Source organism: Mycobacterium sp. SMC-19, from assembly GCF_045310815.1.
Taxonomy (GTDB): Bacteria; Actinomycetota; Actinomycetes; order Mycobacteriales; family Mycobacteriaceae; genus Mycobacterium.
Genome location: NZ_JBJIAM010000009.1, coordinates 223,019 through 249,806 on the forward strand (window position 1 = coordinate 223,019; position 26,788 = coordinate 249,806).

Annotated in this window: 25 protein-coding genes; 12 read left to right on the forward strand and 13 right to left on the reverse strand. The window is 67.2% G+C overall.

The window, feature by feature from the left end:
* Nucleotides 1-32 precede the first annotated feature (32 nt).
* The gene (locus ACJH5R_RS19255; RefSeq protein ID WP_406759759.1) at nucleotides 33-893 is read right to left on the reverse strand and encodes a MaoC/PaaZ C-terminal domain-containing protein; all 861 of its coding nucleotides are present in this window, start codon (nucleotides 891-893) and stop codon (nucleotides 33-35) included.
* A gap of 2 nt (nucleotides 894-895) precedes the next feature.
* Nucleotides 896-2,578, reverse strand: coding sequence for a 3-oxosteroid 1-dehydrogenase (gene kstD / locus ACJH5R_RS19260; RefSeq protein WP_406759760.1), 1,683 nt, complete (start codon nucleotides 2,576-2,578; stop codon nucleotides 896-898).
* A gap of 264 nt (nucleotides 2,579-2,842) precedes the next feature.
* Between kstD and ACJH5R_RS19265 the strand changes: the two genes are divergently transcribed.
* Nucleotides 2,843-4,102, forward strand: a complete 1,260-nt coding sequence (locus ACJH5R_RS19265) for a cytochrome P450 (RefSeq protein ID WP_406759761.1) — start codon at nucleotides 2,843-2,845, stop codon at nucleotides 4,100-4,102.
* Between the two features lies 1 nt (nucleotide 4,103).
* On the opposite strand, the gene ACJH5R_RS19270 is transcribed toward ACJH5R_RS19265, so the two are convergent.
* Nucleotides 4,104-6,326, reverse strand: coding sequence for a TIM-barrel domain-containing protein (locus tag ACJH5R_RS19270; RefSeq protein WP_406759762.1), 2,223 nt, complete (start codon nucleotides 6,324-6,326; stop codon nucleotides 4,104-4,106).
* Between the two features lie 205 nt (nucleotides 6,327-6,531).
* Between ACJH5R_RS19270 and ACJH5R_RS19275 the strand changes: the two genes are divergently transcribed.
* From ACJH5R_RS19275 to ACJH5R_RS19295, 5 genes are read left to right on the forward strand one after another with little or no spacing between them, the layout of a single operon-like run.
* Entirely contained in the window at nucleotides 6,532-7,317 is a 786-nt protein-coding gene (locus ACJH5R_RS19275; RefSeq protein WP_406759763.1) for a 2-keto-4-pentenoate hydratase, read from the forward strand.
* Nucleotides 7,318-7,337: 20 nt separating this feature from the next.
* On the forward strand, nucleotides 7,338-8,270 hold the full coding sequence (locus ACJH5R_RS19280; RefSeq protein ID WP_406759764.1) for an acetaldehyde dehydrogenase (acetylating): 933 nt from the start codon (nucleotides 7,338-7,340) through the stop codon (nucleotides 8,268-8,270).
* Nucleotides 8,267-9,295 (forward strand): 4-hydroxy-2-oxovalerate aldolase, encoded by a 1,029-nt coding sequence (gene dmpG / locus ACJH5R_RS19285; RefSeq protein ID WP_406759765.1) that lies wholly within the window; start codon nucleotides 8,267-8,269, stop codon nucleotides 9,293-9,295. Before ACJH5R_RS19280 ends, dmpG begins: the two co-directional genes overlap by 4 nt.
* A gap of 7 nt (nucleotides 9,296-9,302) precedes the next feature.
* Nucleotides 9,303-11,384, forward strand: coding sequence for a RecQ family ATP-dependent DNA helicase (locus tag ACJH5R_RS19290; RefSeq protein WP_406759766.1), 2,082 nt, complete (start codon nucleotides 9,303-9,305; stop codon nucleotides 11,382-11,384).
* Nucleotides 11,385-11,405: 21 nt separating this feature from the next.
* Nucleotides 11,406-11,675: a hypothetical protein gene (locus ACJH5R_RS19295; RefSeq protein ID WP_406759767.1), complete on the forward strand. Its 270-nt coding sequence runs from the start codon at nucleotides 11,406-11,408 to the stop codon at nucleotides 11,673-11,675.
* Here ACJH5R_RS19295 and ACJH5R_RS19300 read toward each other — a convergent pair.
* The 4 genes from ACJH5R_RS19300 to ACJH5R_RS19315 are packed head-to-tail and all read right to left on the reverse strand — an operon-like array spanning nucleotide 11,650 to nucleotide 14,709.
* Nucleotides 11,650-12,369, reverse strand: a complete 720-nt coding sequence (locus ACJH5R_RS19300) for a hypothetical protein (protein WP_406759768.1) — start codon at nucleotides 12,367-12,369, stop codon at nucleotides 11,650-11,652. The genes ACJH5R_RS19295 and ACJH5R_RS19300 overlap by 26 nt on opposite strands.
* An 11-nt stretch (nucleotides 12,370-12,380) precedes the next feature.
* Nucleotides 12,381-13,313, reverse strand: a complete 933-nt coding sequence (locus ACJH5R_RS19305; protein ID WP_406759769.1) for a TIGR03619 family F420-dependent LLM class oxidoreductase — start codon at nucleotides 13,311-13,313, stop codon at nucleotides 12,381-12,383.
* Nucleotides 13,310-13,768 carry a nuclear transport factor 2 family protein gene (locus tag ACJH5R_RS19310; RefSeq protein ID WP_406759788.1) on the reverse strand — a complete coding sequence of 153 codons (459 nt, stop codon included), beginning with the start codon at nucleotides 13,766-13,768 and terminating at the stop codon, nucleotides 13,310-13,312. Before ACJH5R_RS19310 ends, ACJH5R_RS19305 begins: the two co-directional genes overlap by 4 nt.
* A gap of 5 nt (nucleotides 13,769-13,773) precedes the next feature.
* Entirely contained in the window at nucleotides 13,774-14,709 is a 936-nt protein-coding gene (locus tag ACJH5R_RS19315) for an IclR family transcriptional regulator (protein ID WP_406759770.1), read from the reverse strand.
* A gap of 96 nt (nucleotides 14,710-14,805) precedes the next feature.
* Between ACJH5R_RS19315 and ACJH5R_RS19320 the strand changes: the two genes are divergently transcribed.
* From ACJH5R_RS19320 to ACJH5R_RS19330, 3 genes are read left to right on the forward strand one after another with little or no spacing between them, the layout of a single operon-like run.
* Nucleotides 14,806-15,933 (forward strand): hypothetical protein, encoded by a 1,128-nt coding sequence (locus ACJH5R_RS19320; protein WP_406759771.1) that lies wholly within the window; start codon nucleotides 14,806-14,808, stop codon nucleotides 15,931-15,933.
* A 2-nt stretch (nucleotides 15,934-15,935) separates the two neighbouring features.
* Nucleotides 15,936-16,718, forward strand: coding sequence for an SDR family oxidoreductase (locus ACJH5R_RS19325; protein WP_406759789.1), 783 nt, complete (start codon nucleotides 15,936-15,938; stop codon nucleotides 16,716-16,718).
* Entirely contained in the window at nucleotides 16,718-17,863 is a 1,146-nt protein-coding gene (locus ACJH5R_RS19330) for a sulfotransferase family protein (protein WP_406759772.1), read from the forward strand. Before ACJH5R_RS19325 ends, ACJH5R_RS19330 begins: the two co-directional genes overlap by 1 nt.
* A 52-nt stretch (nucleotides 17,864-17,915) precedes the next feature.
* Here ACJH5R_RS19330 and ACJH5R_RS19335 read toward each other — a convergent pair whose 3' ends face one another.
* Entirely contained in the window at nucleotides 17,916-18,389 is a 474-nt protein-coding gene (locus ACJH5R_RS19335) for a hypothetical protein (protein WP_406759773.1), read from the reverse strand.
* 10 nt (nucleotides 18,390-18,399) lie between these two features.
* Nucleotides 18,400-19,572, reverse strand: coding sequence for a Rieske 2Fe-2S domain-containing protein (locus ACJH5R_RS19340; protein ID WP_406759774.1), 1,173 nt, complete (start codon nucleotides 19,570-19,572; stop codon nucleotides 18,400-18,402).
* 110 nt (nucleotides 19,573-19,682) lie between these two features.
* Between ACJH5R_RS19340 and ACJH5R_RS19345 the strand changes: the two genes are divergently transcribed.
* Complete coding sequence (locus tag ACJH5R_RS19345) at nucleotides 19,683-20,219, forward strand: gamma carbonic anhydrase family protein (RefSeq protein ID WP_406759775.1); 537 nt, start codon at nucleotides 19,683-19,685, stop codon at nucleotides 20,217-20,219.
* Nucleotides 20,220-20,319: 100 nt separating this feature from the next.
* Here the strand turns inward: ACJH5R_RS19345 and ACJH5R_RS19350 are convergent, their stop codons facing one another.
* The 4 genes from ACJH5R_RS19350 to ACJH5R_RS19365 are packed head-to-tail and all read right to left on the reverse strand — an operon-like array spanning nucleotide 20,320 to nucleotide 23,993.
* Nucleotides 20,320-20,730, reverse strand: coding sequence for a nuclear transport factor 2 family protein (locus ACJH5R_RS19350; RefSeq protein WP_406759776.1), 411 nt, complete (start codon nucleotides 20,728-20,730; stop codon nucleotides 20,320-20,322).
* A gap of 13 nt (nucleotides 20,731-20,743) precedes the next feature.
* A complete protein-coding gene (locus ACJH5R_RS19355; protein WP_406759790.1) occupies nucleotides 20,744-21,931 on the reverse strand; it encodes a thiolase domain-containing protein in 1,188 nt (395 codons plus the stop codon).
* Complete coding sequence (locus ACJH5R_RS19360; protein ID WP_406759777.1) at nucleotides 21,928-22,992, reverse strand: thiolase domain-containing protein; 1,065 nt, start codon at nucleotides 22,990-22,992, stop codon at nucleotides 21,928-21,930. The genes ACJH5R_RS19355 and ACJH5R_RS19360 overlap by 4 nt, the downstream gene beginning before the upstream one ends.
* An 8-nt stretch (nucleotides 22,993-23,000) precedes the next feature.
* On the reverse strand, nucleotides 23,001-23,993 hold the full coding sequence (locus ACJH5R_RS19365; protein WP_406759778.1) for a Zn-ribbon domain-containing OB-fold protein: 993 nt from the start codon (nucleotides 23,991-23,993) through the stop codon (nucleotides 23,001-23,003).
* Between the two features lie 58 nt (nucleotides 23,994-24,051).
* On the opposite strand from ACJH5R_RS19365, the gene ACJH5R_RS19370 reads away from it, so the two are divergent.
* Both ACJH5R_RS19370 and ACJH5R_RS19375 read left to right on the forward strand, forming a co-directional pair.
* Nucleotides 24,052-25,083 (forward strand): LLM class F420-dependent oxidoreductase, encoded by a 1,032-nt coding sequence (locus tag ACJH5R_RS19370; protein ID WP_406759779.1) that lies wholly within the window; start codon nucleotides 24,052-24,054, stop codon nucleotides 25,081-25,083.
* Nucleotides 25,084-25,149: 66 nt separating this feature from the next.
* On the forward strand, nucleotides 25,150-26,697 hold the full coding sequence (locus tag ACJH5R_RS19375) for an acyl-CoA synthetase (protein WP_406782596.1): 1,548 nt from the start codon (nucleotides 25,150-25,152) through the stop codon (nucleotides 26,695-26,697).
* Nucleotides 26,698-26,788: the final 91 nt, after the last annotated feature.

Here is a 26,788-nt window from a genome sequence, read left to right on the forward strand (position 1 = left end):
GCTCACCAGAAGCCCGTTTCAGGTCGAAGTAGCTAAGCCGAAACAAGCTCCACGTCGTTGAGGATGGCGGCGTCCTCGCGTTCCGGTGCCACGACATTGCCCACCAGTCGACCGCCGTCTTTCCACAGTCGGGCCCGCAGGGTCTCGCCCGGGAAGACCACGCCGGCGAACCGGGCGCCGAAGGAACGGACCGCGCCGGCGTCACCGTCCAGCGCGGTGTCCACCGCCGCCTTGCAGGTCATGCCGTAGGTGCACAGGCCGTGCAGGATCGGCCGGTCGAAACCCGCCGCGGCCGCGAACGCCGGGTCTGAGTGCAGCGGGTTGCGGTCGCCGCAGAGTCGATACAGCAGTGCCTGCTGCGGGGACACCGGGATGTCGACTTCGAAATCCGGTGCCCGGTCGGGCAGTTCGCTCGACGTCGACGGCCCGCGCTCGCCGCCGAAGCCACCCTCGCCGCGGGCGAAGATGGACCGGTGCTGCGTCCACAGTGGCGTGCCGTCGGTGCTGGTCACCGAGGTCTCGAGCACCACTACCGCGGCCTTGCCCTTGTCCCACACCTCGACGATCCGGCTGATCGCGCGGGCGCTGCCCGAGGGCGGCAGCGGCGCGGGCACGGTCACCTTCTCCGAGGCGTGCAGGATCTTGGCCAGGTCGATCTCGACACCGGGCCAGCTCACCTTCGGCGGGTCGACCTCGTTGAACGAGGCTGCGACGCAGCCGAAGGTCGGCAGTACCTGCGGCTTGCCGTCCACTACATAGCTCAGCTCCCGCGGAGCCATCGGGTCCGACCCGGCACCGAGCGCCAGGTTGTAGAGCTGCACATTGGTTGCGGTCCAGGAGAATTCGACCTGGCCGAACTCCGCTCCCAGTGCGACGTCGAGATCGATCGCCATGTCTAGGCCTTTCCGGCGATGTCGAGGGCGGCCAGGTAGCCGAACGTCATGGCGGGTCCGATGGTGCCGCCCGGTCCGGGGTAGGTGTGGCCCATCACCGGTGCGCTCACGTTTCCGGCCGCATACAGCCCGGCGATGACGCTGTCGTCGTCGCGCAGTGCCCGGCCGTTCACGTCGGTGCGGATCCCGCCCTTGGTGCCCAGGTCGCCCGGCACCATCTTGGCCGCGTAGAACGGGCCCTGTGCGATCTGGCCCAGGTTCGGGTTGGGCTTGTTGGTCGGGTCACCGTAGTAGCGGTCGTAGGCGCTCTCGCCGCGGTGGAAGTCCTCGTCCACGCCGGTGCGGGCGAACTCGTTGAACCGCTCGACGGTCGCGGCCAATGCGGTGGCCGGCACGCCGGTCTTGGCGGCCAACTCGTCCAGGGTGTCGGCGGAGACGATCACGCCTGACTCCAGCCACTTCTTCGGGATCCGTTGGCCTGGCTGCAATCCCGCGAAGATGTAGTTGTTGCGGTAGCGCTGGTCGAAGATCAGCCAGGCCGGGATGTTCTCGCCGGGGCCGGGGCCCTGGCCGAATTCGCCGCCGTACATGTGGTGGCAGGCCTCGACGTAGGGCATCGACTCGTTCATGAACCGCTTGCCGGCCATGTTCACGATGATCGATCCGGGCGAGTTGCGCTCCGACAGAGCGAACCACGGTGACCCGGGCAGCGGGACCGTCGGCCCCCACCAGGAGTCCTCCATGATGTCCAGTGCGGCGCCGAGCTTCTCGCCGGCGACGATGCCCTCGCCGGTGTTCGCCTTCGCTCCCACGGTCCACTCGGAGGTGATCGGCGCGCGCTGGTACTTCACCCGCATCTGCTCGTTGTGCTCGAATCCACCGCTGGCCAGGATGACCCCGCGCCGTGCGCGGATCAGCCGTGGCTCGCCCGATTCGGGGTCGCCCGCACCGCGGACGTAGACACCGGAGACCACGCCGTCCTCGACATAGAGGTCGGTCAGCGCGGTGTTGAGTTCCACCGGGACGCCGGCGTCGCGCAGGCCGATGCGCAGCGGCGCGATCAGGGCGCGACCCATACCGACCAGGTTCTTGCCGGTGGCCTGGGCCCACATGGTGCGGGCGCCCACCTTGAGGCTGCGCAGCACACCGCGCGGGTGGCGCTTGAGCTGGTTGAGCCGGACGTAGTCCTGCTGCATGACAACCACATTCAGCGGCACCTTGCCGTAGGCCGGCTCCAGGCCGCCCATGTCGGCGCCCAGCTTCTTGGCGTTGAACGGCTTGGGCTCGATCGAACGGCCGGTGGGCTTGCCGCCCGGCTGCTCGGGGTAGTAGTCGGCGTAGCCGGGAACCCAGCACATCTTCAACGGCGAGTTCTTCAGCACGAACGACAGCATCTCCGGCCCGCGCCGCAGGTAGGTGTCGATCTTCTCGGCCGGAACCACGTCACCGACGATGGTGTGCAGGTAGGTGCGAGCTGCTTGAGCATCATCTTTGACGCCCGCGCGCTGCAGCACCTCGTTGTTGGGGATCCACACGCCACCACCGGAGCGAGCTGTCGAGCCGCCGTAGTGGGCGGCTTTCTCGATGACGATGGTGGACAGTCCCTGGTGGGCGGCGGTGAGGGCGGCGACCATCCCGGCGCCGCCGCTTCCGACCACGACGACGTCGTACTCCTGTTCGGCCATGTAGAACACGTTATAGAATTGCCCCGCCCGGGCGCCAGTTGGCTGGCCCTATTGCTCGGGCGGCCCCCGGACAAGCGTTCCCTACCCTGCTGGTACCCCGTCGGTTCCGGCCAGGTCAGGCCGACCTGGCGAGCCAGTAGAACGTGTTCTAGTTCCGTCCCGGATGCAGGGCCTTTCTGCCCTTTCGCCTGAGGTAAAGGCATGCTTTACTGACGCGAGAACGTATCGTTTTCTCCTGCGGAGCAGTAGTGAGGAGTTGTCATCGTGGCCAGCCCTACTATCTCGTCAGCCACCGGCATTCCGGCCGGTTTCGACCTCACCGACCCGGAAATCTATGCCGAGCGACTGCCCGACGAGGAGTTCGCCGAACTGCGGCGCAGCGAGCCGATCAAGTGGATCGCGCAACCCGACGACAAGAGCGGCGGATTCAAAGACGGCGGTTACTGGGCTATCACCCGGCACGAGGACGTCAAGGAGATCTCGCGGCTCGACGACGTGTTCTCCAGCGAGCGCAACGGGGCCATCCCCAGGTTCCACGACGAGACAACCCGTGAACAGCTCGACGCGCAACGGATCCTGATGCTCAACCAGGACGCGCCGAAGCACACCCGGCAGCGCCGGATCATTTCCCGTGGCTTCACTCCTCGGCACATCTTGCCGCTGCACGATGACCTGCAGGCGCGGGCGCAGGCGATCACCAAGGAGGCATTGGCTCGGGGGAGCGGTGACTTCGTGGTGGAGGTGGCCTCGGAATTGCCGCTGCAGGCGATCGCGGGGCTGATGGGGGTGCCGCAGGAGGACCGCGGCAAGTTGTTCGACTGGACCAACCAGATGACGTCGTACGACGACCCGGAGTTCGCGCACTACGACCCGGCGGCCTCGGCGCTGGAGATCATCACCTACGGGCTCAAGCTCGCGGAGCTCAAGCGGCAGAACCCCGGTCCCGACATCGTGACCACGCTGGTCGAAGCCGACGTCGACGGCGAGAAGCTCAATGACGACGAGTTGGGTTACTTCATCATCCTGCTGGCGGTGGCCGGTAGCGAGACCACCCGCAACTCGATCACTCAGGGGATGATGGCGTTCACCGAGCATCCCGAGCAATGGGAGCTGTTCTGCAAGGAACGCCCGGCGACCACCGCCGACGAGGTGGTGCGCTGGGCCACGCCGGTGACGTCGTTCCAGCGCACCGCAACCCGTGATCACAACCTGAACGGCACGCTGATCAAGGACGGTCAGCGGGTGGTGATGTTCTACCGGGCAGCCAACTTCGACGAGACGGTGTTCGACAAGCCGCAGGAGTTCAACATCTTGCGTGACCCCAACCCGCATGTCGGTTTCGGCGGCACGGGTGCGCACTACTGCATCGGTACGCACCTGGCGCGGATGACTATCGGGTCGATCTTCAACGCGATCGCCGACAACATCCCGAACCTCAAGCCCCTGGAGCGCCCGCAGCGGCTGCGCTCAGGCTGGCTCAACGGCATCAAGCACTGGAACGTCGATTACACCGGCGGTCGGTGATCTAGAAGCCGCCGGTGTTGCAGCGGGCGAAGTAGGGCAGGTCTGTCAGCGGCGCTGCCACGGTGGCCTCCGACGGGCCGGCGTAGCTTCCTTCGCTGTCTTTCCGTGTCCAGCAACCGGGTGGGAAATAGACCTTCCGCGAGGTGGCGCCCTGGGTGACGACCGGGGCAACTAGGACGTCGGATCCGATCATCCATTCCTGGTCGGCCGCCCATGCCCGGGGGTCGTCGGGTGCGGCCAGCCACACCGGCCGGGACAGTGGTATGCCGGTGCTGGCCGCGGTGGCCCAGGTGGCGGAGATCAACGGGATGGCCCGCTGGCGCAGCTCGGCGAGCTGTCGGAAGGTGTCCAACGTCTCCTGGTCGTAGTCCCACGGCATATGGGTGCCGGAGTGCGCCCCGTGTACCCGCATGATCGGTGACAGTGCAGCCATCTGAGACCACCGCACGAACAGCTCCTTGGGGGTGGGGCCGGCCAGCAGGTCCTGGTAGCCGCCGATGTCGGTGCCATAGCCGTAGGCGCCGGCCAGGCCCCGGTTGAGCATGTCCGGGATGAGTGCGGCCAGGCCAGAGGCCACCGAGAAGTCGGTGCTCTCGTCGCCCGGGAAGTTGCCACCTTCGTAGCCGGTCGACCCGGTATAGCCCGCGCGGTTGTAGAACCAGATGTGGCGGCCCGGATGTGATTGTTCGAAGGACTCCACCGCTTCGCGTACGGCCCGCTGGTACAGCGCGGGGTAGGCGTTGTGCATGGTGGCGCCGGTCTGCCCGTTGGCGAAATGCATGTCGGGCAGGGTCTGTTCGCCGAAATCGCTCATGAAACCGTCCGCCCCGGTTTCGAGCTGCTCGATCACGGTGCGTTGGAACCAGGCTTTGGCGGCCGGGTTGGTGAAGTCGATGACGGCGGCCTGTCCGCCGAGCGCCTGGTTGGGGGAGCCGACGATGTAGGGCCTGCCATTGGCGTGGGTCGCCACGTAGTTGTTGGCCACCGCATACCGGTAATCCGCCGGGGAGGTGTTGCGCAGCGGATCCATGCTGACGAAGCTGCGGGTGTAGAGCAGCACGTGAATACCGTGCGAACCGAATTCGCTGATCAGTTGGCGTAGGACCGCCGGGTCCAGGGTGAGCCAGGCCTCGGGGCGGTAGGCGGTGATCGGCAGGTTGTAGGCGACGATGTTGGCCAGGTCGCTGCGGACGACCGCCGCGTAGTCGTCCCCGGTCTGCCCGGTCACGATGCGACGGTCCAACTGCGTGCCCAGCGCCCATGCCGGCGGGACGCGATGGCGGCCGTTGGCCGCGCTGAGTGCACTGATCACCTGTCCCGGGTCGCCGACGGCGACCTCATAGTCCAGGTGGGCGGCGGCGACGTTGACGTGCCAGGCGTCGGGGCGATCGGAGTCCAGATGCCAGTCGGCCAGCTCGGTTTGGGCCAGTAGGAAGCCGTAGCCTGCGGTGGAGGTGAACTGTGGTTGCACGTAGTAGGCGGCCCTTGGACCGCCGGGGAACAGATAGTGCGGGCCGCCGGAGCTGGCCATCAGGACATTGAACACCGGTGCCAATGGCCCGGCGCCGACGTTGGCCTCCTGCACCCAGTTGGTGAATCGGCCCCCATGCTGATCCAGTCCGTTGTGCAGGCCGCCGAAGCCGGCGAACCGCTCACCGGTCGGCGACGCGAAACTGTCTCCCATCGCGACGATGCCCTGGGTGCTGCTGGGGACGACCGACACCCGCAGCCGGCCGGAGTCCTCGCTGAGCGTCACCCCCAGGGTGCGCCCCGACGGGTCGTCGGTACGCAGCGTCAGCTCCAGGCCCTGCGGCAAGGGGCGAGTGGAAAGTACTCCGGTGGCCGCGTACTGCATCCCGCAGCTGGAGGCCTCCCATAGGTCACCCACCCACAACGGGCTGATGAGAAACGGGGTCGCCGAGGACGTACCCACGGTGAAGGTGAATGGCGTGTACCGGGTGGGAAACAGCCACTCGGAGGGGGTCACACCGAGCGGTTTCTGGGCTTCGTTCTTGACCAGTCGCGGCCCACCGTTGCTGGGCACCTGCGTCAAAACCGGTTGACCAGAGGAGTTGAGCACCTGCATGGCAAACGGTGCCTGGTTGACGCGCACGGTGAATCCGGGACCGGCAAAGCTCAGCTCGCCGGCGTCCGGGAGCGCTGCGGTGGGTGGGACAACCGCGATTGCTGCAGCGGCCAGGCCAATACTGGTCACGATGGCCATCGACCGCACGGCGCCTCCGGAGTTTCACAAAGTGGACTGTTGTCCTGACAGTTGTTCCATCGGCAGATCCTGACGGGTACAGATCACGTCCGGGCCGCTACGGGGCTACGGCCTCGTCTCAGTTTGCGGTTTTAGAACACGTTATAGAATTGCCGCTGAACGGCTCGTTTCATCCGGTCAACACCACCCGAGGGGACCATCGAAGATGCTCAGCGCCCAGATCCGTGAGGAACTCGCTGCCGAGTTGGCGCAAGCGGAGCGGAGTCGGGTTCCGATCTCTCCGTTGACGGCGGCTCAGCCCGGTATCGACGTCGTCGACGCCTACGAGATCCAGCTGATCAACATCCGCCAGCGGATCGCCGAGGGCGCCCGCGTCGTCGGACACAAGGTCGGTCTGTCCAGCGAGGCGATGCAGCAGATGATGGGCGTCGACGAACCGGACTACGGCCACTTGCTCAACGAGATGCAGGTGTTCGAGGACAAGCCGGTCAAGGCGTCGAACTACCTCTACCCGCGGGTCGAGGTCGAGGTGGCGTTCATCCTGGCCGCGGATCTGCCGGGCGCGGACTGCACCGAGGAAGACGTGCTGGCCGCCACCGAGGCGTTCGCCCCGGCCATCGAATTGATCGACAGCCGGATCAGCGACTGGAAGATCAAACTCTGCGACACCATCGCCGATAACGCCTCGTCGGCCGGATTCGTGCTGGGCAAGCAGCGGGTCAAGCCGGGTGACATCGATATCCGAGCCATCAACGCCTCTTTGACCAAGAACGGCGAGGTGGTCGCGCAGGGCCGCAGCGACGCGGTGCTGGGCAACCCGGTCACCGCGGTGGCTTGGCTGGCGCGCAAGGTGGAAAGCTTTGGGGTGCGGTTGAAGGCGGGCGACATCGTCTTGCCGGGCACCGCGACCCGGGCCATCGACGTACACGCCGGCGACGACTGTGTCGCCGAGTTCGCCGGGCTGGGTTCAGTCCGGCTGGTTTTCGCATAGATTCGGATAGAGGAGCGTTCATGGCTGCCAAAGCCTCAGTCGCGATCGTCGGGTCGGGCAACATCAGCACCGACCTGCTGTACAAACTGCTGCGTTCGGAGTGGCTGGAGCCGCGCTGGATGATCGGCATCGACCCGGAGTCCGAGGGTCTGGCCCGGGCCCGCAAGCTCGGCTTGGAGACCTCGGCGCAGGGTGCGGACTGGCTGCTGGCCCTGGATGAGAAGCCGGACTTCGTCTTCGAGGCCACCAGCGCCTACGTGCACAAGGCGTATGCGCCCAAGTACGAGGCCGCCGGCATCCGGGCCATTGACCTGACCCCGGCCGCGGTGGGCCCGGCGGTGATTCCGCCGGCCAACCTGCACGAGCACGTCGATGCGCCGAACGTCAACATGATCACCTGCGGTGGACAGGCCACCATCCCGATCGTGTACGCGGTCACCCGCGCGGTCAAAGCCCAAGGCGGCACGGTGCCGTATGCGGAGATCGTGGCCAGCGTCGCCAGCGTGTCGGCCGGTCCGGGTACGCGGGCCAACATCGACGAGTTCACCAAGACCACCTCGGCCGGTGTGCAGACCATCGGTGGTGCCGAGCGCGGCAAGGCGATCATCATCTTGAACCCCGCCGACCCGCCGATGATCATGCGCGACACCATTTTCTGCCAGATCCCCGAGGACGCCGACCGCGACGCGATCACCGCGTCGATCAAGGACGTCGTCGCCCAGGTGCAGACCTACGTGCCGGGCTACCGGATGCTCAACGAGCCGCAGTTCGACGAGCCGTCGCTGAACTCCGGCGGGCGTGCGGTGGTCACCACGTTCGTCGAAGTCGAGGGCGCGGGCGATTACCTGCCGCCCTATGCGGGCAACCTGGACATCATGACCGCCGCCGCTACCAAGGTCGGCGAGGAGATCGCCCGCGAGATGGCGGCGGCAAAGGCTGGAGGAGCGAAATGAGCGACCACATCTTCGATGTGCGGATCACCGACACCTCGCTGCGCGACGGCAGCCACCACAAGCGCCACCAGTTCACCGGTGAGGAGGTCTCGGCGATCGTCGCCGCGATCGACGCCGCCGGAGTGCCTGTCATCGAGGTGACCCATGGTGACGGACTGGGCGGGTCCAGCTTCAACTACGGGTTCTCCAAGACCCCGGACCAGGAGCTGATCAAGCTCGCGGCGCAGACCGCCCGCGACGCCAAGATCGCCTTCCTGATGCTGCCCGGCGTGGCCACCAAGGAAGACATGAAGGAGGCGCAGGGCAACGGCGGTGTGATCTGCCGGATCGCCACCCACTGCACCGAGGCCGACGTCTCCATCCAGCACTTCGGCCTGGCCCGCGAGTTGGGCCTGGAGACCGTCGGGTTCTTGATGATGGCCCACACCGTCACCCCGGAGAAGCTGGCCGCCCAGGCCCGCATCATGGCCGACGCCGGCTGTCAGTGCGTGTACGTGGTGGACTCCGCGGGTGCGCTGGTGATGGAAGGTGTCCGCGATCGGGTGCAGGCGTTGGTCACCGAGCTCGGTGACGACGCCCAGGTGGGTTTTCACGGCCACGAGAACCTCGGGCTCGGCGTCGCCAACTCCCTGGAGGCGGTACGCGCCGGTGCCAAGCAGATCGACGGCTCGGTGCGCCGATTCGGTGCGGGCGCGGGTAACGCCCCGGTCGAAGCGCTGATCGGGGTGTTCGACAAGGTCGGGATCAAGACCGGCATCGACTTCTTCGACATCGCCGACGCCGCCGAGGAAGTGGTGCGCCCGGCCATGCCGGCCGAGTGCGTGCTGGACCGCAACGCGCTGATCATGGGTTACTCCGGGGTGTACTCCAGCTTCCTCAAGCACGCGGTGCGCCAGGGCGAGCGTTACGGCGTGCCCGCCCATGAGCTGCTGCACCGGGCCGGGCAGCGCAAGCTGATCGGCGGCCAGGAGGACCAGCTCATCGACATCGCGCTGGAGATCCAGCGGGAGCGGGCTGCGAAATAATCGCGGCATGACGGTGCGGCCGCAAGCCCAGGCGATTCTGGAGCAGCTGGCCGGACCGCAGGCGCTGCTGCGCGACGACCAGTGGGCTGCGATCGAGGCACTGGTCGTTGGGCGCCGCCGCGCGCTGGTGGTGCAGCGGACCGGCTGGGGCAAGTCGGCGGTGTATTTCATCGCGGCCAAGCTGCTGCGGGCCGGCGGGCACGGCCCGACGGTGATCGTGTCGCCGCTGCTGGCGTTGATGCGCAACCAGGTCGCTGCCGCGGAACGCGCCGGTGTGCACGCGGCCACCATCAACTCGTCGAATGTGACCGAGTGGGCCGACGTGCAACGTCGGGTGACCGCGGGCGAGCTGGACGTGCTGCTGGTCAGTCCGGAGCGGCTCAACAATCCGGACTTCCGCGATGAGGTGCTGCCGGCGCTGGCGGCCCGGGCCGGGCTGGTCGTGGTCGACGAAGCGCACTGCGTGTCGGATTGGGGCCACGACTTCCGGCCGGACTACCGGCGGATCCGCACCCTGATCGCCGAGCTCGGCGCCGACATCCCGGTGCTGGCGACCACGGCGACCGCCAACAACCGGGTGGTCGAGGACGTCGCCGGCCAACTCGGGGTGGGCGGTGGCGACACACTGGTGCTGCGTGGTGGCCTGGACCGCGAATCGCTGCGGATGTCGGTGGTGCACGCCGGTGGTCCGGCGCAACGGGCCGCCTGGATCGGCACTCACCTGGAGAAGCTGCCCGGATCCGGGATCGTCTACACGCTTACCGTAGCCCAAGCCCACGACGTGGCCGCCGACCTGCGCGCGCAGGGGTTCGCGGTGGCCGCCTACACCGGCTCCACCGATTCGGCCGACCGGGAGCAACTCGAGGCCGACCTGCTGGCCAACCGGGTCAAAGCACTGATCGCCACCTCCGCGCTGGGCATGGGATTCGACAAGCCCGACCTAGGTTTCGTCGTCCACCTCGGTGCGCCGTCCTCGCCGATCGCCTACTACCAGCAGGTCGGTCGAGCCGGGCGCGCCACCGCCAGCGCCGAGGTGATCCTGCTGCCCGGCACCGAGGACCAGGACATCTGGCGCTACTTCGCGTCGCTGGCCTTCCCCGCGGAGTCCTTGGTGCGCAAGGTGATCGGCGAACTATCACCCGACCAGCCGCTGTCGACACCGGCGCTGGAGGCACGCGTCGACCTGAATCGGTCGCGGCTGGAGATGGTGCTCAAGGTCCTCGATGTCGACGGCGCGGTGCGCCGAGTCAAGGGCGGATGGCTGGGAACCGGTGCGCAGTGGAGCTACGACGAGCAGCGCTACCGCAAGCTCGATGAGCTGCGACGGGCCGAGCAGCAGGCGATGCTGGACTATCAGGGCACGCACGGCTGCCGGATGAGCTTCCTGCGTGCCCAACTCAACGACCCTCAACTGCAGGCGGGGGAGCGTTGCGGGCGGTGCGACAACTGCGCAGGGCCGCGGTTCGACGCCGCGGTGGATCCCGCGGCCGCCACGGCCACCCGCGAGCGGCTGATGCGACCCGGGGTGGAGATCACGCCGCGTCGACAGTGGCCATCGGGGCTGGCGCAGCTCGGCGTCGCACTGTCCGGCCGGATCTCCGACGGGCCGGAGCCGGGCCGGGTCATCGGCCGGCTCACCGACCTGGGCTGGGGAGCTCGGCTGCGGCGGCTGCTCGACGAGCCCGACCGCGAGGTGCCCGACGAGGTGGTACGCGCGGCCGTGAGCGTGCTGGCCGGCTGGGAGTGGCAGAGCAGGCCGACCGCTGTGCTGGGGCTGGACTCGGCAACGCACCCGGTGCTGATCGGCTCGTTGACCGACCGGCTGGCCGAACTCGGCCGCCTGACCCGCTTGGACACCCTGCGATATGCGCCTGGGCGGAGGGCGGCGACCGCCGCGAACTCCGCCTACCGGGTCGCCGCGCTGCAGGGTTGCTGGCTGCCGCCGGCGGAACTACCGGCGGACATCGGCCCGGTGTTGTTGGTCGACGACGTGACCGACACCGGGTGGACGTTGACGATGGCGGCCCGGGTGTTGCGCGCCGCGGGTGCACCCCAGGTCCTGCCGTTCGCCCTGGCCAGCGTGAACTAAGAACGCGGGTACCGTCGAGTGATGAGCGGTATTACTCGAGCGATAGCGGTCGGCTTGCTGAGCGTTGCCGGGGTACTGACACCGGTGGCAAACGCCGCACCGGAGCAATGCGACCAGACCTTCGGCAACTCCATCGACTCGTACCTGAACCGGCATCCGGACGTCCGGGCCGAATTAGACGCGAAAGGACGGCAGGAGGATCCCGGCGCCCCGAACCCGGTGCTCTCCTACCTCGAACGTCACCCGCATGTACGGGAGGCGTTGATCACGCTGTCCCAGCAGTGTGTGTGACGAACGGCGACCGGAACACATAGCGGCTGGTGGGCACCGTGTCGATGTTCAGGTGCGCGCCGAACGCACTGACACTGGCGATCATCCGGCCCGCCCGGTCGGTGAGGTCGGCCTCGTCGGCCGCGCCGTAGAACGCGTACGGATCTGACACCGCCTCGTCGGGGAAGTTCTCCTCGACGATGGCATCGATGCGGGGTGCGTCCTCGGTGAGTGGGCGGATCACCACATTCTGGGTGTAGCCGAAGGTCGCCTGGGTGTCGATGGCGACCTGGGTGTGGTCGATGTGCCAGCGGTGCAGCCAGGTCGCCTCGTCCAGATCAGCCGGCCGGCGCAGCAACGCCACATTGGCCAGTCCCCGGGTACGGCGGCCCTCGCCGAGGTCCGGCGGCGGCATGGGCATCGATTCGGTCACCAGATACGCCGCCGCCGAATCGGATTCGGCTTCGATCAGTGCGATGGCTGCCCGAGTCGCTTCGCTGTAGTACTGCTGGGTCCACAGGCTGATGACGGCCGCCGCCGGCGGATCCAGCGTCGTCAGGGTCATCATGGAGTCGCGCACCGCCTCGTCGCGCACGTTCACCACGACGCCCGGCAGTCCCAGATCCAGCAGTTTCTCCGCGACCGGACCCCGCATATTCTGGCACCATTGGTCGCTGAAATCGGCTGTGCGCGCAATGATCATGACCTTTTCCATCGATGTCTCCCTTAACCGGTTGCGGCGCGGAACGCCTCGACGAGTTGGCTGAGCAGCTCAGTGGCCCGGCCGATTTCCTTGGGCAGCGAGCAAGTGACCCGCACATCGGTGACCCCGGCGGCTACCAGTGCCGGCGCAGAGGCCGCGGTGGCGGCGGTGTCCAGGGAGCCGTCCGGGTTCTTGGCGGTGGTCGCGTGGCCCAGCACCTGCAGGCCGGTCGGATCGCCGCCCAGCGCTGCGATGCGGTCTTTCATCGCCGCGATGGCGCCCGCCGGGTCGCGCATTGCCGGGCCCCACGGGATCCAGCCGGACCCGAACCGGGCCAGCCGGCGCGCCACCGCGTCATTGACGGTGCCGCTCACCCAGATCGGAACCCCGCCGGGTGTAACGGGTTTGGGCATCTGGTGAATGTTCTCGAAGGACAGCTCCGGGGATGTGTAGCTGCTGCGCTGCTGAGTCCACAGGGTCTGGCAGACCTCCAGGGTGTGGTCCAGGAGACGGCCGCGGCGCTCGAACGACAGTCCGGCGGCCTCGTACTCTTCGCGTTGCCAGCCGACGCCCACGCCGAGGTCCAGCCGTCCTCGCGACAGCACGTCCAGCGTGGCCAGTTCTTTCGCCAGCACCGCCGGCCGGCGCAGTGCCGCCAGCAATACCGCCGTGCCCAGCCGGATGCGGGTGGTGGTTGCGGACAGTGCGGTCAGCACGATCAGCGGGTCCAGCCACTGACCGTCGGGACCAGTCGGCTGGCGCCCGCCGCTGATACCGCCCAGCCGGGGGTCGGCGTAGGCATCCGGGTTCTCGCCGAACACCACGTGGTCGGAGACCACGACACGATCGACGCCCGCAGCGTCCATCGCGGCGCCCAGCGCCAAGGTGGTGGACCAATCGTGGCCGGGGTGGTCGGTGAAAGTCTTGAGCTGGAAAGAGATCTGGGGTCTGGTCATGAGCGCACCTGGCGAGCAGGTCGCGACTCGATCGCGTCGACGGTCAGCTCCCGCCGCGCGATCCGCCAGTCCTGCCCGACGCGGTGATAGGCGTCGCGGTAGCGCAGGTACCAGACGTGGTCGGTGAGCTTGCCATCGTGTTCGAGCCAATGATGTGCCACCCCGGCGATCTCTCCGGTCGCGACGTCGGCCGAGGTCGAGGCGGTGTAGACCTCGCCGACGATGCCGTGGTGGGTGCGGCTCACGCCGGCCAGTGCTGACATTGCGTCCCGCACACCGGCGTGGCCTCGGTGGCGCACGCATGGCTCCAGGTGATCCGGCGGATCCGGCAGCACGAGTTCGGCGTCGGCGGTGAACAATTCGGCCACCTCGTCGAATCGTCGTGCGTCGACGTAGCCGGCGTAGCGGTGCACGAGTTCGGACAGCTCGAGCCGGGAGGCAGTCGACAAGGCCAGCGCGGTCATGGCGCCGAACCTAACAGCCAGGCGGGCCTAGTTCCGCCGAGTTGCACGGTGAGCGCCTCGGCGGTCCGCAGCAGTCCACGCGCCCACTTGGAGATCTCGGAGTCGGTCAGCGCGCGCTGGGCGTGCAGCGACACCACCATCGCTTGGCGTTGATGGTGGTCGTAGACCGGCGCGGAGATCACGCTGATGTCGTGCCGGCCCCGGCCGCCGGCTTCGCCACGCAGATACACCCGCTCACCGATATCGGACACCAGCTCACCGAGCAGGGCCCGCAGCTCATCGGGCAGATCGCTGGACAGGCCCGCCATCAACCCGTAAAGCCGTTGCCCACCCGGTGTCAGCCGCTCCACCAGGTAGCCGTCGGCACGGCACTCGTCGACGACGCGTTGCAGGCGCTCGCTCTCCGATCGCAGCGGGATGGTGGGCTGGCGGGCCAGCCAGTCCCGCAGCGCGTGGTCGTCCCAGAGCACGAACATCAGCCCGACCGGCGGTGCAAAGGGATAACTCTGGCCGGCCTGAACTCCCAGGTGCGCGTTGGGTGCCGCCACCAGTTCCAGCACCGTGATCCGGTCGTCGACCACCGCGCTCAGCGCCGCGGAGGTGGCGAAATCCGCGGACAGTCGCCGCAGTTGCTCGCGCGCCTCGGGGCCGACCCGCAGCGACTGCTGGGCTGCGCGACCGAGTGAGATCAGGCCCGGCCCGAGCCGGTAGGTCTTGTCGGGATCGTCTCGCGTCAGGTAGCCCGCGTCGGCCAGGGCGTTGGCGATGCCCAGGCACGTCGGCTTGGACAGCTGCGTGCGCCGGGCCAGCTCGGACAGGCCGAAGCTCTGGTCGGGGTGGCGGGCCAGAAAATCCAGGATCGTCACCACCCGCTCGGTCGGCGGGGACGACCGCACGACTCGTTGGGGCGCCGCTTGTTCAGGCACAGCCATTGCAGCATGCTACCGCGACCGTCTAAAGTCGGTTCGAGATATCTACCACTGCGGTCCAATATTGGACCAATTGACGATCTGCGAGGTGCTGCAGCGATGTACTCCGAACCCCTGTCGGCCGCGATCGCCGAGGCGGAGAAGCTGGTTGCCGCGGCCCCGCACATCGAGACCGAGGCCGACCTGCTCGAGGGCCTGCAATACCTGGCCGGCGGCGTCGAGGCATGTGTGCACGCCGCCTTCAACAGCGAGCGCGACCACCCGTTCTTGCTGTCGGGCACCGGGCCGTTCACCAAGATGGGCCTGGACAACCCCGACACGCTGTACTTCGGCACCGTGGTGCGTCCCGGCAACGACTACATCGTGCAGGGCACCCGGGGAACCACGACCGACCTCAGTTTCCAGCTGCTCGGTGGCGAGTACACCGACGACAACGTCCCGGCCAGTGAGGCCGCCTTCGACGATCGCGAACTCGACGTCGCCGCCGACGGCACCTTTACCTGGCGTTTCCAGCCCAAGACACCGGCGCAACTGGTGATCCGCGAGGTCTACAACGACTGGGCCGCGCAGCGTGGCACGCTCTCGATCGCCCGGACCGATACCGAAGGCACCGCACCGCCGGAGCTGACCCGACGGCTCATCGAGAAGCGTTATGCCGCAGCGGGAAAGCAGCTGATCAACCGCATCAAGACCTGGCTGGCGTTCCCGCAGTGGTTCTACCTCAACCTCCCGGTCAACACCATGGTGGCGCCGCGGCTCACGCCGGGCGGTCTGGCCACTCAGTACTCGTCGGCCGGGCACTACGAGCTCGAGCCCGGGCAGGCCTTGGTCATCACCCTGCCGGTGTCGGATGCGCCGTACCTGGGCTTCCAGTTGGGCAGCCTGTGGTACATCTCGCTGGACTACATCAACCACCAGACCTCGCTGAACGGCACTCAGGCGCAAGCCGATCCGGACGGCAAGATCCGGATCGTGGTCTCCGATACCGATCCTGGGGTCACCAACTGGGTCGAGACGCTGGGGCATCGGCGCGGCTTCCTGCAGTTCCGCTGGCAGCGGGTGTCGCGGCAGCTGACCGAGGCCGACGGCCCGACCGTCGAGCTCATCGACGTCGATGCGGTGCAGGCGGCGCTGCCCTTCTACGACCACAACAAGATTTCCCAAGACAGCTGGCGAGCGCGTATCGCGCAGCGGCAGCAGCAAATCGCTAACAGAATGCTGGGGTGAAGATGACCGGAATGCTCAACGGCAAAGTCGTTGTGATCAGTGGTGTCGGGCCGGGGCTCGGCAGCACGATGGCCAATCGGTTCGCGGCCGAGGGTGCCGATCTGGTGCTGGTCGCGCGCAGTGCGGATCGCCTGGAAGAGGTGGCCAAGCAGGTCCGGGCCGCCGGGCGTCGCGCCTTGGTGGTGCCGGCCGACATCACCGATGACGACCAGGTGGCGCACCTGGTGGAGGCGGCCTCGGCCGAGTTCGACCACATCGACGTCCTGATCAACAACGCCTTCCGGGTGCCGTCGATGAAGCCGCTGGCGCAGACTACGTTTCAGCACATTCGCGACGCCATCGAGCTCAGCGGTCTCGGCGCGCTGCGCCTGACGCAGGGCTTCACGCCGGCGCTGGCCGCGGCTAACGGCTCGATCGTCAACCTGAACTCGATGGTGATCCGGCACTCACAGCCCAAGTACGGCGCCTACAAGATGGCCAAGGCCGCCCTGCTGGCGATGTCGCAGTCGTTGGCGTCCGAACTGGGCGAGCAGGGCATCCGGGTCAACTCCGTTGCGCCGGGATACATCTGGGGTGACACTTTGCAGAGCTACTTCGCCCATCAGGCCGGTAAGTACGGCACCACCGTCGAGCAGATCTATGCGGCCACCGCCGCCAACTCCGACCTGAGGCGGCTGCCCACCGAGGACGAGGTGGCGTCGGCGGTGCTGTTCTTGGCCAGCGATCTGGCCAGCGGCATCAGCGGCCAGGTTATCGACGTCAACTGCGGGGAGTACCACAACTGATGACGGCTCGTACCAACGTCGGCACCGTCGAGGATCTGCACGCCTCGGCCACCAAGATGGTGGGTCTGGACGACTTCGGTCCCGACGACGACAACTACCGCGAAGCGCTCGGCGTGCTGCTGGACTCGTATCGGACCGAGGCCGACCTCACCGAGCTGGGCAGCAAGATGAACCGGTTCTTCCTGCGCGGTGCGTTGGTGGCCCGATTGCTGTCGCAGGCCGGCTGGAATGCCAACCCCGAGTACATCCAGGTCGGCATCGAGCGGCCGATCTTCGTGACCGGGCTGCCCCGCACCGGCACCACCGCGCTGCACCGGCTGCTGGGCGCCGACCCGGCGCACCAGGGTTTGGAGATGTGGCTGGCCGAGTTCCCGCAGCCGCGACCGCCACGCGAAACCTGGGACAGCAACCCGGTTTTCCAGCAGATGACAGCTCAGTTCGCTCGGCACCATGACGAGAACCCGGACTACACCGGGCTGCACTTCATGACCGCCGACGGCTTGGAAGAGTGCTGGCAGCTGCTGCGCCAGTCGCTGCACTCGGTGTCCTATGAGACGCTGGCGCACCTGCCGAGCTATTCGCGCTGGCTCTCCGAACGGGACTGGGTCCCGTCGTACCAGCGGCACCGCCGGAACCTGCAACTGATCGGGCTCAACGACCCCGGCAAGCGCTGGGTGCTCAAGAACCCCAGCCACCTGTTCGCGCTGGACGCGATCATGGCGGTCTACCCCGATGCGCTCATCGTGCAGTGCCACCGGCCGGCCGAGACCATCCTGGCGTCGATGTGTTCGCTGGCTCGGCACACCACCGAAGGTCAGTCGAACACCTTCGTGGGCGCGCGGATCGGCGCCGACGAGATGGAGACCTGGGCTCGCGGGTTGGAGCTGTTCAACAGCCAACGCGCGCAATACGACCAGGCTCAGTTCTGCGACATCGATTACAAGGATTTCGTCGCCGACCCGCTGGCCACCGCCGCGAGCATCTACGAACGCTTCGGCCTGCCGCTGTCCGATGAGGCGCGCCAGGCCATGGCCGACGACTATGCCGCAAGCAAGACCGGCCCGCGTGCGCCGAAGCACGAATACTCGCTGGCGGACTATGGGTTGACCGCCGAGCAGGTCCGGGAGCGCTTCGCCGGACTGTGAGTTGCCCCGACGCGAAAGCCCCCTCCGATGATGGAGGGGGCTTTCGCGTCGCTCAGTCGATACCGTCGCCGGGCGGGGGAGCGCTGGATCGCTCCTCCAGGTGGCCCTCGGCAACCGCGTGCAGGATGCTCTTCGCCAGCTTCGGGCAGCCGCGGTTGCGGCTGCTGGTGTGGCCGGCTTCGCGCTCAGCGGCGAAGTGGGCACACTGCTGCACCGCCGCCGAATTCCATTGCACCGAGGTGTATCCGGGTCCCAGCTTCTTGACCTCGACGGTGGCGGTGCAGTGCCGGCATTCCACCGGCATCAAGCCTGAATGCAGGTAGCGGTCGGTATCCCGTTCGGTCGCAGCACGAATCGCCTCGTAGCGTTCCGGGTCGACCGGAAACAGTGGCTGTCGCGAGTAGCGGGTGTCGGGACCCGACTCATCGTCCCGGTCGTCGGGGTGGTCGCCGTGCTCGTCATGCGGACCGTAGAGCATCAGCATGGACCGGGCCAGCTCGCCGGCGTCGGGAACCTCGCGGGCCATGGCGGCCGCCCTACTCGGCGTTAACGGTTTCGGAAGCCTTTGGGGCCTTGGCTTCCTCTTCCTGCACCCGCAGGTTCTCGGCGACTTCCGCGTTCCACTTCTCGTTGGCCACCGTCGCGTCGATCTCGATCTCGTAGCGATCGGTCATCTCCGAGGTGACGTCGGCAGCGTCGACGTAGAACTGCGAGTACCACCGGCGCAGCTGGTAGACCGCACCGTCTTCCTCGACCAGCAGCGGGTTCTCGATCCGGCTCTTGTGCGTCCAGATCTCGACGTCCTGCAGGAAGCCCTTGCTGACGCCGTCGGTCATGGCGTCGGCGATCTTCTCGGTGGTCGCGTCGTCCAGGCCCTTGGGCTTCTGCACGATGACGCCCCACATCAACCGGAACTGGTCCTGGCTGATCGGGTAGTGGCAGTTGATCAGGATCGACTCGGCCTTGAAACCGCCGTAGCTGTTGTGCAGCCAGTTGATCATGAACGACGGACCGAAGTAGGAGGCCTCGGAGTCCAATTCCGAGCCGCCGTAGCTGGTGCCCAGGCCGGGAACGTCGGAACGCCCGACGTTGTGCAGGTACTGCGAGGCGATGTGGCCCTCGAAGACGTTCTTGAACGAGGTGGGCAGCCCGTAGTGGATGTAGAAGAAGTGCGCGAAGTCGGTGACGTTGTCGATGATGTCGCGGCAGTTGGAGTCGATCACCATCGAGTTCCAGCGCCAGTCGGTCCACTCGCCGCTGGACCACTCCTCGATCTCCGGGATCCGCACCTCGTCCGGCGGCGGGTTGCCCTCGGGGTCGTTGTACATGAACAGCAGCCCGCCGCGCACGTCGGTCGGGAAGGACTGGGTGCGCGCAACCCGCGGGGTCCGCTTGGAGTAGGGCACCAGCTTGCAGCGCCCGTCGCCGCCCCAGCGCCAGTCGTGGAACGGGCAGGCGACCGTGTCGCCCTTGATCTCACCGCGGCTCAGATCGCCACCCATGTGGCGGCAATAGGCGTCGAGCACGTGCAGCTCACCCTGCGAGTCGGCGAAGACCACCAGCTTGGCGCCGAACGCATGGATGGAGTGCGGCTTGCCGTCCTGGAAGTCCTTCACCGGGCCCAGGCAGTGCCAGCCACGCGCGTAGCGGTCCGGCAGTGTTCCGGTATCGATGTGGCGGACGCCGACCTCGGCGTTGTCAGTGCTCACCTGTTGCCTCCAACCCTTTGCTTCTAACTAGAACACGTTACAGTTTTGACAGCTGTTTGCGCAATAAGCCCTGCTGGTTCGGGGTCTTTCGTCCCTGGTATATGTGAACGATGCAGCTGTTTTCCTTCAATGGTCGCTCGCCGCGGATCGACCCCACCGCCTTCGTCGCTCCCACCGCCACGCTGATCGGCGACGTCACCATCGAAGCCGGGGCCTCGGTGTGGTTCGGCGCCATCTTGCGCGCCGACGACGCTCCCATCGTGGTGCGCGAGGGCGCCAACGTACAGGACGGCTCGGTACTGCATGTGCCGCCGGGCGTTCCGGTGGACATCGGCCCCGGCGCGACGATCGCCCACATGTGCCTGATCCATGGCGCCAACATCGGCGCCGAGGCGCTGATCGGCAACCACGCCACCGTGCTCGACGGTGCGGTGATCGGCAGCCGCAGCCTGGTCGCGGCCGGAGCGACGGTGCTCGCCGGAACCAAGATCCCCGCCGGGGTGCTGGTGACCGGCTCGCCCGCCGTCGTCAAGGGTCCGATCGCCGGCACTGGTGCCGAGATGTGGATCAACGCCAACCCGCCGTACTACCGCAACCTCGCACAGCGCTACCGCGAAGGCCTGGAGCCGGTTGAACTGGGCGATTGATGCAGTTCTCGCCGAACGTATACTCAGACCGAAAAATTGCCGGGAAACTCGGTCTGATTACACGTTCGACGCGGCTATTGGTGCCGCTGAACTGGCTCGCTTAAACGGGTTTGGCGGTCTTGGCGGCGCGGTCCAACTCCCAGTAGGCGCGCAGCGCCACCAGTTCACCCTTTTCATTGGCCCGGTAGGTGAACACACCCTCGGTGACGATCTGGTGGCCGCCCATGGTGATGGTGATGTTTCCGGTGTTGGCTTCCTCATCGCCGCACTGGAAGGTGTCGGAGAAGTTGAATTCGATCTTGTCGGTGCTCGCGATCGCGTTGTCCCAGAACTTCGAGATCGCGTCACGACCGCGGTGCCCCTTGCCCTCGGGGTCGAAGTGCGACGGCCCGATCGGGTCTTGCACGATCGCGTCGTCGGCGAAGTTCGCCAGCCAGGCGTCCTTGTCGCGGGCCGCGACCGCGTCACGGGAGCGCTTGCCGGCAACGTGGGCGGGGTGATCTGCGTTCATGCGGATGTCCTTCTCAGTTGGCGGGCTTGTCGGCGGGCTTGTCAGCGGAGACCACCCACATCGAGTAGTACTGCGAGCCACCGCCGTAGGCGTGGCCCAGTGCCTTGCGGGCATTCGGCACCTGGTGATCGCCGGCCTTGCCCATCACCTGGATCGCCGACTCGGCGAACCGGATCATGCCCGAGGCGCCGATCGGGTTGGAGGACAGCACCCCGCCGGAGGCGTTGACCGGCAGCTTGCCGCCGATCGCGGTCTCGCCGGCCTGGGTGAGCCTCCAGCCCTCGCCGGGCGCTGCGAAGCCCAGGTTCTCCAGCCACATCGGCTCGAACCAGGAGAACGGCACGTAGATCTCCGCGGCGTCGATCTCGTCGATCGGGCTGGTGATCCCGGCTTCCTTCCACAGCGCGGCGGCGGCGTCCCGGCCGGCCTGCGGATTGACCTGGTCGCGCCCGGAGTAGGCCAACGGCTCGGTGCGCAGCGCGGTGGCGTGGATCCAGGCCACCGGCTCGCCCGCGTCGATCCGAGCCTGTGCTGCCGTTTCGTCACCGATCACGATCGCGCAAGCGCCGTCTGAAGACGGGCAGGTCTCGTCGAAACGGATGGGGTCCCACAGCATCTGGGACGCCATCACCTTCTCCACGGTGATGTCGGGCTGGTGCAGGTGCGCCAGCGGGTTGCGGGCGCCGTTGAGCCGGTCCTTGACCGCGACCATCGCGCCGATGTCGTTCGGTGCCCCGGACCGGCGGATGTAGGCGCGCACGTGCGGCGCGAAGTAGCCGCCGGCGCCGGCGCCGACCGGCTTGGTGAACGGCACCGGGATGCTCAGCGCCCACATCGCGTTGGACTCCGACTGCTTCTCCCACGACATCGCCAGCACCCGCCGGTACTTGCCGGACTTCACCAGGCTGGCCGCCACGATCGCGGTCGACCCGCCCACCGAACCGGCGGTGTGTACCCGGATCAGCGGCTTGCCGGTGGCGCCAACAGCATCGGCCATGAACAACTCGGGCATCATCACGCCCTCGAAGAAGTCCGGTGCCTTACCGACCACCACCGCGTCGATGTCGTCGAACGTCGAGCCCGAATCGGCCAGCGCACGGTCGATGGCCTCACGCACCAGGCCGTTCATCGACACGTCTTGGCGCTTGGCGACGTACTTGGTCTGCCCGGTGCCCAGCACTGCAGCGAGTTGGCCCATCAGTTGCGTCCTTCCATCACCGCGACCAGGTTCTGTTGCAGGGCAGGCCCGCTGGTGGCGTGGGCCAATACCCGGCCCGCCGAACCGTCAAAGATGTGCTGCGCGGCGAAGCCGATGCGCTCCAGACCGGCGACGAACATCGGATTGGCCGCCAGGGCGCCGCCGGACGGGTTCACCTTCGTCTTCGAGGGCAACCGCATCGCCTCGGTCAGGATCAGGTGCTGATGGGTGAACGGCGCGTGGATCTCGGCGACGTCCACCGCCGGCATGTCGTCGCCGGAGGCGGCGCGCGTCGAAGCGGTGGTGGACGCCGACCGGGTCAGGTCCCGACTGCCCAGCACCGGAGACTCGATGCGGTGCTCGAAACCGGTGATCCAGGCCGGGTTTTCGCACAGTTCGCGGGCTTTGTCGCCGGCGGCCAGCACGATCGCGGCGGCGCCGTCGGTGATCGGTGCGATGTCGTGCCGGCGCAGCGGGTCGGCGAAGAACGGACGCTCCAGCAGCTCATCGAGGCTGGCGGACGGCTCTACCGAATCCACCCGGTCGGCGACCGCGAAGGTATCCAGTGCCACCCGCGCCATCTGCTCGGCGGTCCATTGGCCGCCGTCCAGACCGAGCCGGGCCTGCAGTGCTGCGATCGAGACCGAGTCCGGCCACAGTGGAGCGACGGTATAGGGGTCGGTCTGCAGGGCCAGGATCCGGCGCAGCTGGCCGGCCGAGGACTTGCCGAAGCCGTAGGCCAATGCGGTGTCGACCTCGCCGGTCAACACCTTGATGTAGGCCTCGTACAGCGCCCATGCGCCGTCCATCTCCACATGCGACTCGTTGATCGGCGGAACCGCGCCGATAGAGTCGATCGCCGAGATGAACGAGAAAGCCCGTCCAGCAAGGTAATCCGAGGAACCCGAGCACCAGAAGCCGATGTCGGTCTGGGCGATGCCCAGCTCGGAGTACAACTGAGCGAAACACGGCATCAACATCTCGACGCCGTTGGTGGTGCCGTCGGTGCGGCGAACGTGCGGGGCGTGGGCGAAACCCACCACCGCGACATCGCGTTGCGTCATGCTGCCCCTCACAGGTGGTGCTTGTAGGTGTCGTAGTCGGCGTCCGGTTCGCCGGTGGGCCGGAAGTATTCGATGTTGTCGATGCCCAGGCCCCACTCCTCGCGGGGCTTCCACACCGCCTCGACGCGCATACCCATCCGCACCTCGTGTGCGTCGATGTCAGACACCAAGTGCAGGAAGGGAATGTCGGCGCCGTCGAGCAACACATAGGCGGCCACGTACGGCGGCTTGATGCGCTGCCCGGCGAACGGGATGTTGATGATGGCGAACGTCGTCACCGTGCCCTTGTCGGGCAGCTCGACGAAATTGTCCAACGGCAGGCCGGTGGCCGGGTCGGCCTCTTTGGGCGGGAAGTACAGCTTTCCTTCGGCGCCGGTGCGGGCCCCGAGCAGCTTGCCTTCCTGCAGGGCGCGCAGGTACGCGCTCTCCGGAAGCGAGGCGGTGTGCTGGATCTCCAGGCTGGACGGGATCACCACCATGCTCACCGGGTCGCGCTCGTCAGGGGTGTCGGCCACCGGTTCGGCGTCCTCACCGATCGTGAAGTAGGCGATGTCGGTGATCGCGCCGACGGTCTCGTCGGCCCAGTGCGCGTGCACGCGGGTGCCGACGCTGATCTCCTTGGGGCTTTCGGCCGCCACCGCGTGCAGAAGCGGCACGTCGGCGCCGTCGAGCTTGATCAGCGCCCAGGCGAACGGGCGCTGAAGCGGCTGGCCCTCCAACGGGGCCGGTTGCCAGGACCACGAGACCACGGTGCCGACACTGCCCACCGGTACGATCTCGGTGAGCGGTTCGTAGCTGACCGGGTCGTACTCGGCCGGCGGCACGTACACCCGACCGTCGGAACCACGGACGCCGACGATGCGGCGCTCACGCAGAGCGGTGAAGAACGCGCCTAGAACGGGGCCGACTGAACGTGTGTAGTCGAAGGACAACTTCAGCGGCGCAGAGAGGGGTGGCTCATGGTCATCGATCTGCGCGCGGTTGCTTTGGCTGGCAGTCACGGCATCGAGTAGAACAGGTTCTAACAATGGTGGCAAGCAGGCGAGCGAGGAGCCAAGGATGAAGCTGGGACTGCAACTCGGATATTGGGGCGCGCAGCCGCCGACCAACCACGCCGAACTGGTGGCCGCGGCCGAGAACGCCGACTTCGACGCGGTGTTCACCGCCGAGGCGTGGGGCTCCGACGCCTACACCCCGCTGGCCTGGTGGGGCTCGTCGACGTCACGGGTTCGGTTGGGCACCTCGGTGGTTCAGCTGTCGGCACGTACCCCGACCGCCTGCGCGATGGCTGCCTTGACGTTGGACCACCTCTCCGGTGGCCGCCACATCCTGGGCCTGGGCGTGTCCGGGCCGCAGGTGGTGGAGGGCTGGTACGGCCAGCGCTTCGGCAAGCCGCTGGCGCGCACCCGCGAGTACATCGACATCCTGCGCCAGGTGTGGGCCCGCGAGGCCCCGGTGACCAGCGCCGGCCCGCACTACCCCCTGCCGATCAGCGGTGAGGGCAGCACCGGACTGGGCAAGGCGCTCAAGCCGATCACCCACCCGCGCCGTGCCGACATCCCGGTGATGCTCGGCGCCGAAGGCCCGAAGAACATCGCGATGGCCGCCGAGATCGCCGACGGCTGGCTGCCGATCTTCTACGCCCCGCGGCTGGCCGACATGTACAACGAGTGGCTCGACGAGGGCTTTGCCCGACCGGGCGCGCGGCGCACCCGCGAAGACTTCGAGATCTGTGCGACGGCCAACATCGTCATCACCGAGGACCGCGCCGCGGCGTTCGCGGCCATGAAGCCCTACCTGGCGCTCTACATGGGTGGCATGGGCTCGGAGGACACCAACTTCCACGCCGAGGTCTACCGCCGGATGGGCTACGGCGAGGTGGTCGACGACGTGACCAAGTTGTTCCGCAGCGGGCAGAAGGACAAGGCCGGCGAGATCATCCCCGACGAGCTTGTGGACGACGCCGCGATCGTGGGCGACGTCGACTACGTCCGTAAGCAGATCAAGGTCTGGGAGGCCGCCGGCGTCACCATGATGGTGGTCACCGGACGCAGCACCGAGCAGATTCAGCAGCTGGCCTCGCTGGTTTAGTCCGGTTCGGCGCGCGGCGCTGGTTCCGCCTTGCGGGCAGACTAGAACGCGTTCTAGATTGGCCGAATGAGCGAAGCCGGCCTGTGGAACATTGCCCGTGACACCCCCGACGTCGCCGCCGTGGTCGACGTCCACGGCGGTCAGCTGAGTTACGGGGAGCTGGCCGCCCGCGCGGACCGCTACGGCCGCGGCCTGCAGGCGATGGGCCTGGAGCCCGGCGACGTGCTGGTGATGGTGCTGCCGAACATCGTCGACACGCTCGCGGTGTACTTCGCCGCCATGCAGACCGGGCTCTACATCGTGGCCATCAACTGGCACCTGACCGGTCCGGAGATCGGCTACATCCTCTCCGACAGTGGCGCGAAAGTTGTTGTCGCCCATGAGCGATTCGCTGAGGCGTCCAAGATCGCCGCTGACGAGGCCGGTCTGCCCGCGGCTGGGCGTTTCGCCGTCGGCGACATCGAGGGGTTCGCCCCGCTGTCCACGCTGGGCGCGGGCGAAGAGGGCCGGCCCGATGTGCGCACCATGGGTGCGGCGATGCTCTACACCTCCGGCACCACCGGTAAGCCCAAGGGCGTCAAGCGTCCGCTGACTGGCGCCGACCCCGACGCGGTGCCGGTTGCCTCGGCCGGCTTCTTCGCGCTGTATGACCTGCTGCCGTTCGACAACCACGTGCACATCTGTGGTTCGCCGCTGTATCACACTGCGGTGCTGAACTTCTCGTCGATCTCCATCCAGCTGGGCCACAAGGTGGTGCTGATGGACAAGTGGGACCCCGAGGAGATGCTGGCGTTGATCGACCAGCACAAAGTCACCCACAGCCACATGGTGCCCACCCAGTTCCGTCGGCTGTTGGCGCTGCCCGCCGAGGTGCGCGAGCGCTACGACATGTCTTCGCTGCGCAACATGATTCACGGCGCGGCGCCGTGCCCGCCCGAGGTCAAGCGTCAGATGTTGGACTGGTGGGGTCCGGTGATCACCGAGTACTACGCCGCCACCGAGGGCGGCGGCACCAAGATCAGCGGCGCCGAGTGGCTGACGCACCCGGGCTCGGTGGGCAAGGCCTGGCCGTATTCGGTGGTCAAGGTGCTCGACGACGAAGGCAACGAGCTGCCGGCCGGTGAGGTCGGCACCGTCTACATGCAGATGGGCGGCTCCACCTTCGCCTACCACAACGACAAGAAGAAGACCGAGGAAAACCGTGCCGGCGACCTGTTCACCGTCGGTGACGTCGGCTACCTCGATGAGGACGGCTACCTGTATCTGCAGGACCGCAAGACCAACATGATCATCTCCGGCGGGGTCAACGTCTACCCTGCCGAGATCGAGAACGAGCTGATCATTCACCCGAAGGTGCTCGATGTCGCGGTGTTCGGGGTGCCCGACGAGGACTGGGGCGAGGCGATCAAGGCCGTCGTCCAGCCGGCCGAGGGTGTTGTGGGCGATGACGCGCTGACCGCCGAGCTGATGGAGTACGCGGCGGCACGGCTGGCGAAGTTCAAGCTGCCCAAGTCAATTGACTACATCACGGAGATGCCGCGCGACCCCAATGGCAAGCTCTACAAGCGCAAGCTGCGCGACCCGTACTGGGAGGGTCGGGACGCCAAGATCTAGGGGGGCGCGCTAGGTGTACTGCCCAGGCAGGTTGGTTGAGAAAGTGTGACGACACGCTGTAAGAGTCGTTGATGGGTGAAGGTCTCCTGCC

Bases quoted from the DNA above. Each gene is read 5' to 3' on its own strand.
- ACJH5R_RS19255 (WP_406759759.1), bottom strand. From the start codon at position 893: ATGGCGATCGATCTCGACGTCGCACTGGGAGCGGAGTTCGGCCAGGTC.
- kstD (WP_406759760.1), bottom strand. From the start codon at position 2,578: ATGGCCGAACAGGAGTACGACGTCGTCGTGGTCGGAAGCGGCGGCGCC.
- ACJH5R_RS19270 (WP_406759762.1), bottom strand. From the start codon at position 6,326: ATGGCCATCGTGACCAGTATTGGCCTGGCCGCTGCAGCAATCGCGGTT.
- ACJH5R_RS19275 (WP_406759763.1), top strand. From the start codon at position 6,532: ATGCTCAGCGCCCAGATCCGTGAGGAACTCGCTGCCGAGTTGGCGCAA.
- ACJH5R_RS19280 (WP_406759764.1), top strand. From the start codon at position 7,338: ATGGCTGCCAAAGCCTCAGTCGCGATCGTCGGGTCGGGCAACATCAGC.
- dmpG (WP_406759765.1), top strand. From the start codon at position 8,267: ATGAGCGACCACATCTTCGATGTGCGGATCACCGACACCTCGCTGCGC.
- ACJH5R_RS19290 (WP_406759766.1), top strand. From the start codon at position 9,303: ATGACGGTGCGGCCGCAAGCCCAGGCGATTCTGGAGCAGCTGGCCGGA.
- ACJH5R_RS19295 (WP_406759767.1), top strand. From the start codon at position 11,406: ATGAGCGGTATTACTCGAGCGATAGCGGTCGGCTTGCTGAGCGTTGCC.
- ACJH5R_RS19300 (WP_406759768.1), bottom strand. From the start codon at position 12,369: ATGGAAAAGGTCATGATCATTGCGCGCACAGCCGATTTCAGCGACCAA.
- ACJH5R_RS19305 (WP_406759769.1), bottom strand. From the start codon at position 13,313: ATGACCAGACCCCAGATCTCTTTCCAGCTCAAGACTTTCACCGACCAC.
- ACJH5R_RS19315 (WP_406759770.1), bottom strand. From the start codon at position 14,709: ATGGCTGTGCCTGAACAAGCGGCGCCCCAACGAGTCGTGCGGTCGTCC.
- ACJH5R_RS19320 (WP_406759771.1), top strand. From the start codon at position 14,806: ATGTACTCCGAACCCCTGTCGGCCGCGATCGCCGAGGCGGAGAAGCTG.
- ACJH5R_RS19325 (WP_406759789.1), top strand. From the start codon at position 15,936: ATGACCGGAATGCTCAACGGCAAAGTCGTTGTGATCAGTGGTGTCGGG.
- ACJH5R_RS19330 (WP_406759772.1), top strand. From the start codon at position 16,718: ATGACGGCTCGTACCAACGTCGGCACCGTCGAGGATCTGCACGCCTCG.
- ACJH5R_RS19335 (WP_406759773.1), bottom strand. From the start codon at position 18,389: ATGGCCCGCGAGGTTCCCGACGCCGGCGAGCTGGCCCGGTCCATGCTG.
- ACJH5R_RS19345 (WP_406759775.1), top strand. From the start codon at position 19,683: ATGCAGCTGTTTTCCTTCAATGGTCGCTCGCCGCGGATCGACCCCACC.
- ACJH5R_RS19350 (WP_406759776.1), bottom strand. From the start codon at position 20,730: ATGAACGCAGATCACCCCGCCCACGTTGCCGGCAAGCGCTCCCGTGAC.
- ACJH5R_RS19360 (WP_406759777.1), bottom strand. From the start codon at position 22,992: ATGACGCAACGCGATGTCGCGGTGGTGGGTTTCGCCCACGCCCCGCAC.
- ACJH5R_RS19370 (WP_406759779.1), top strand. From the start codon at position 24,052: ATGAAGCTGGGACTGCAACTCGGATATTGGGGCGCGCAGCCGCCGACC.
- ACJH5R_RS19375 (WP_406782596.1), top strand. From the start codon at position 25,150: ATGAGCGAAGCCGGCCTGTGGAACATTGCCCGTGACACCCCCGACGTC.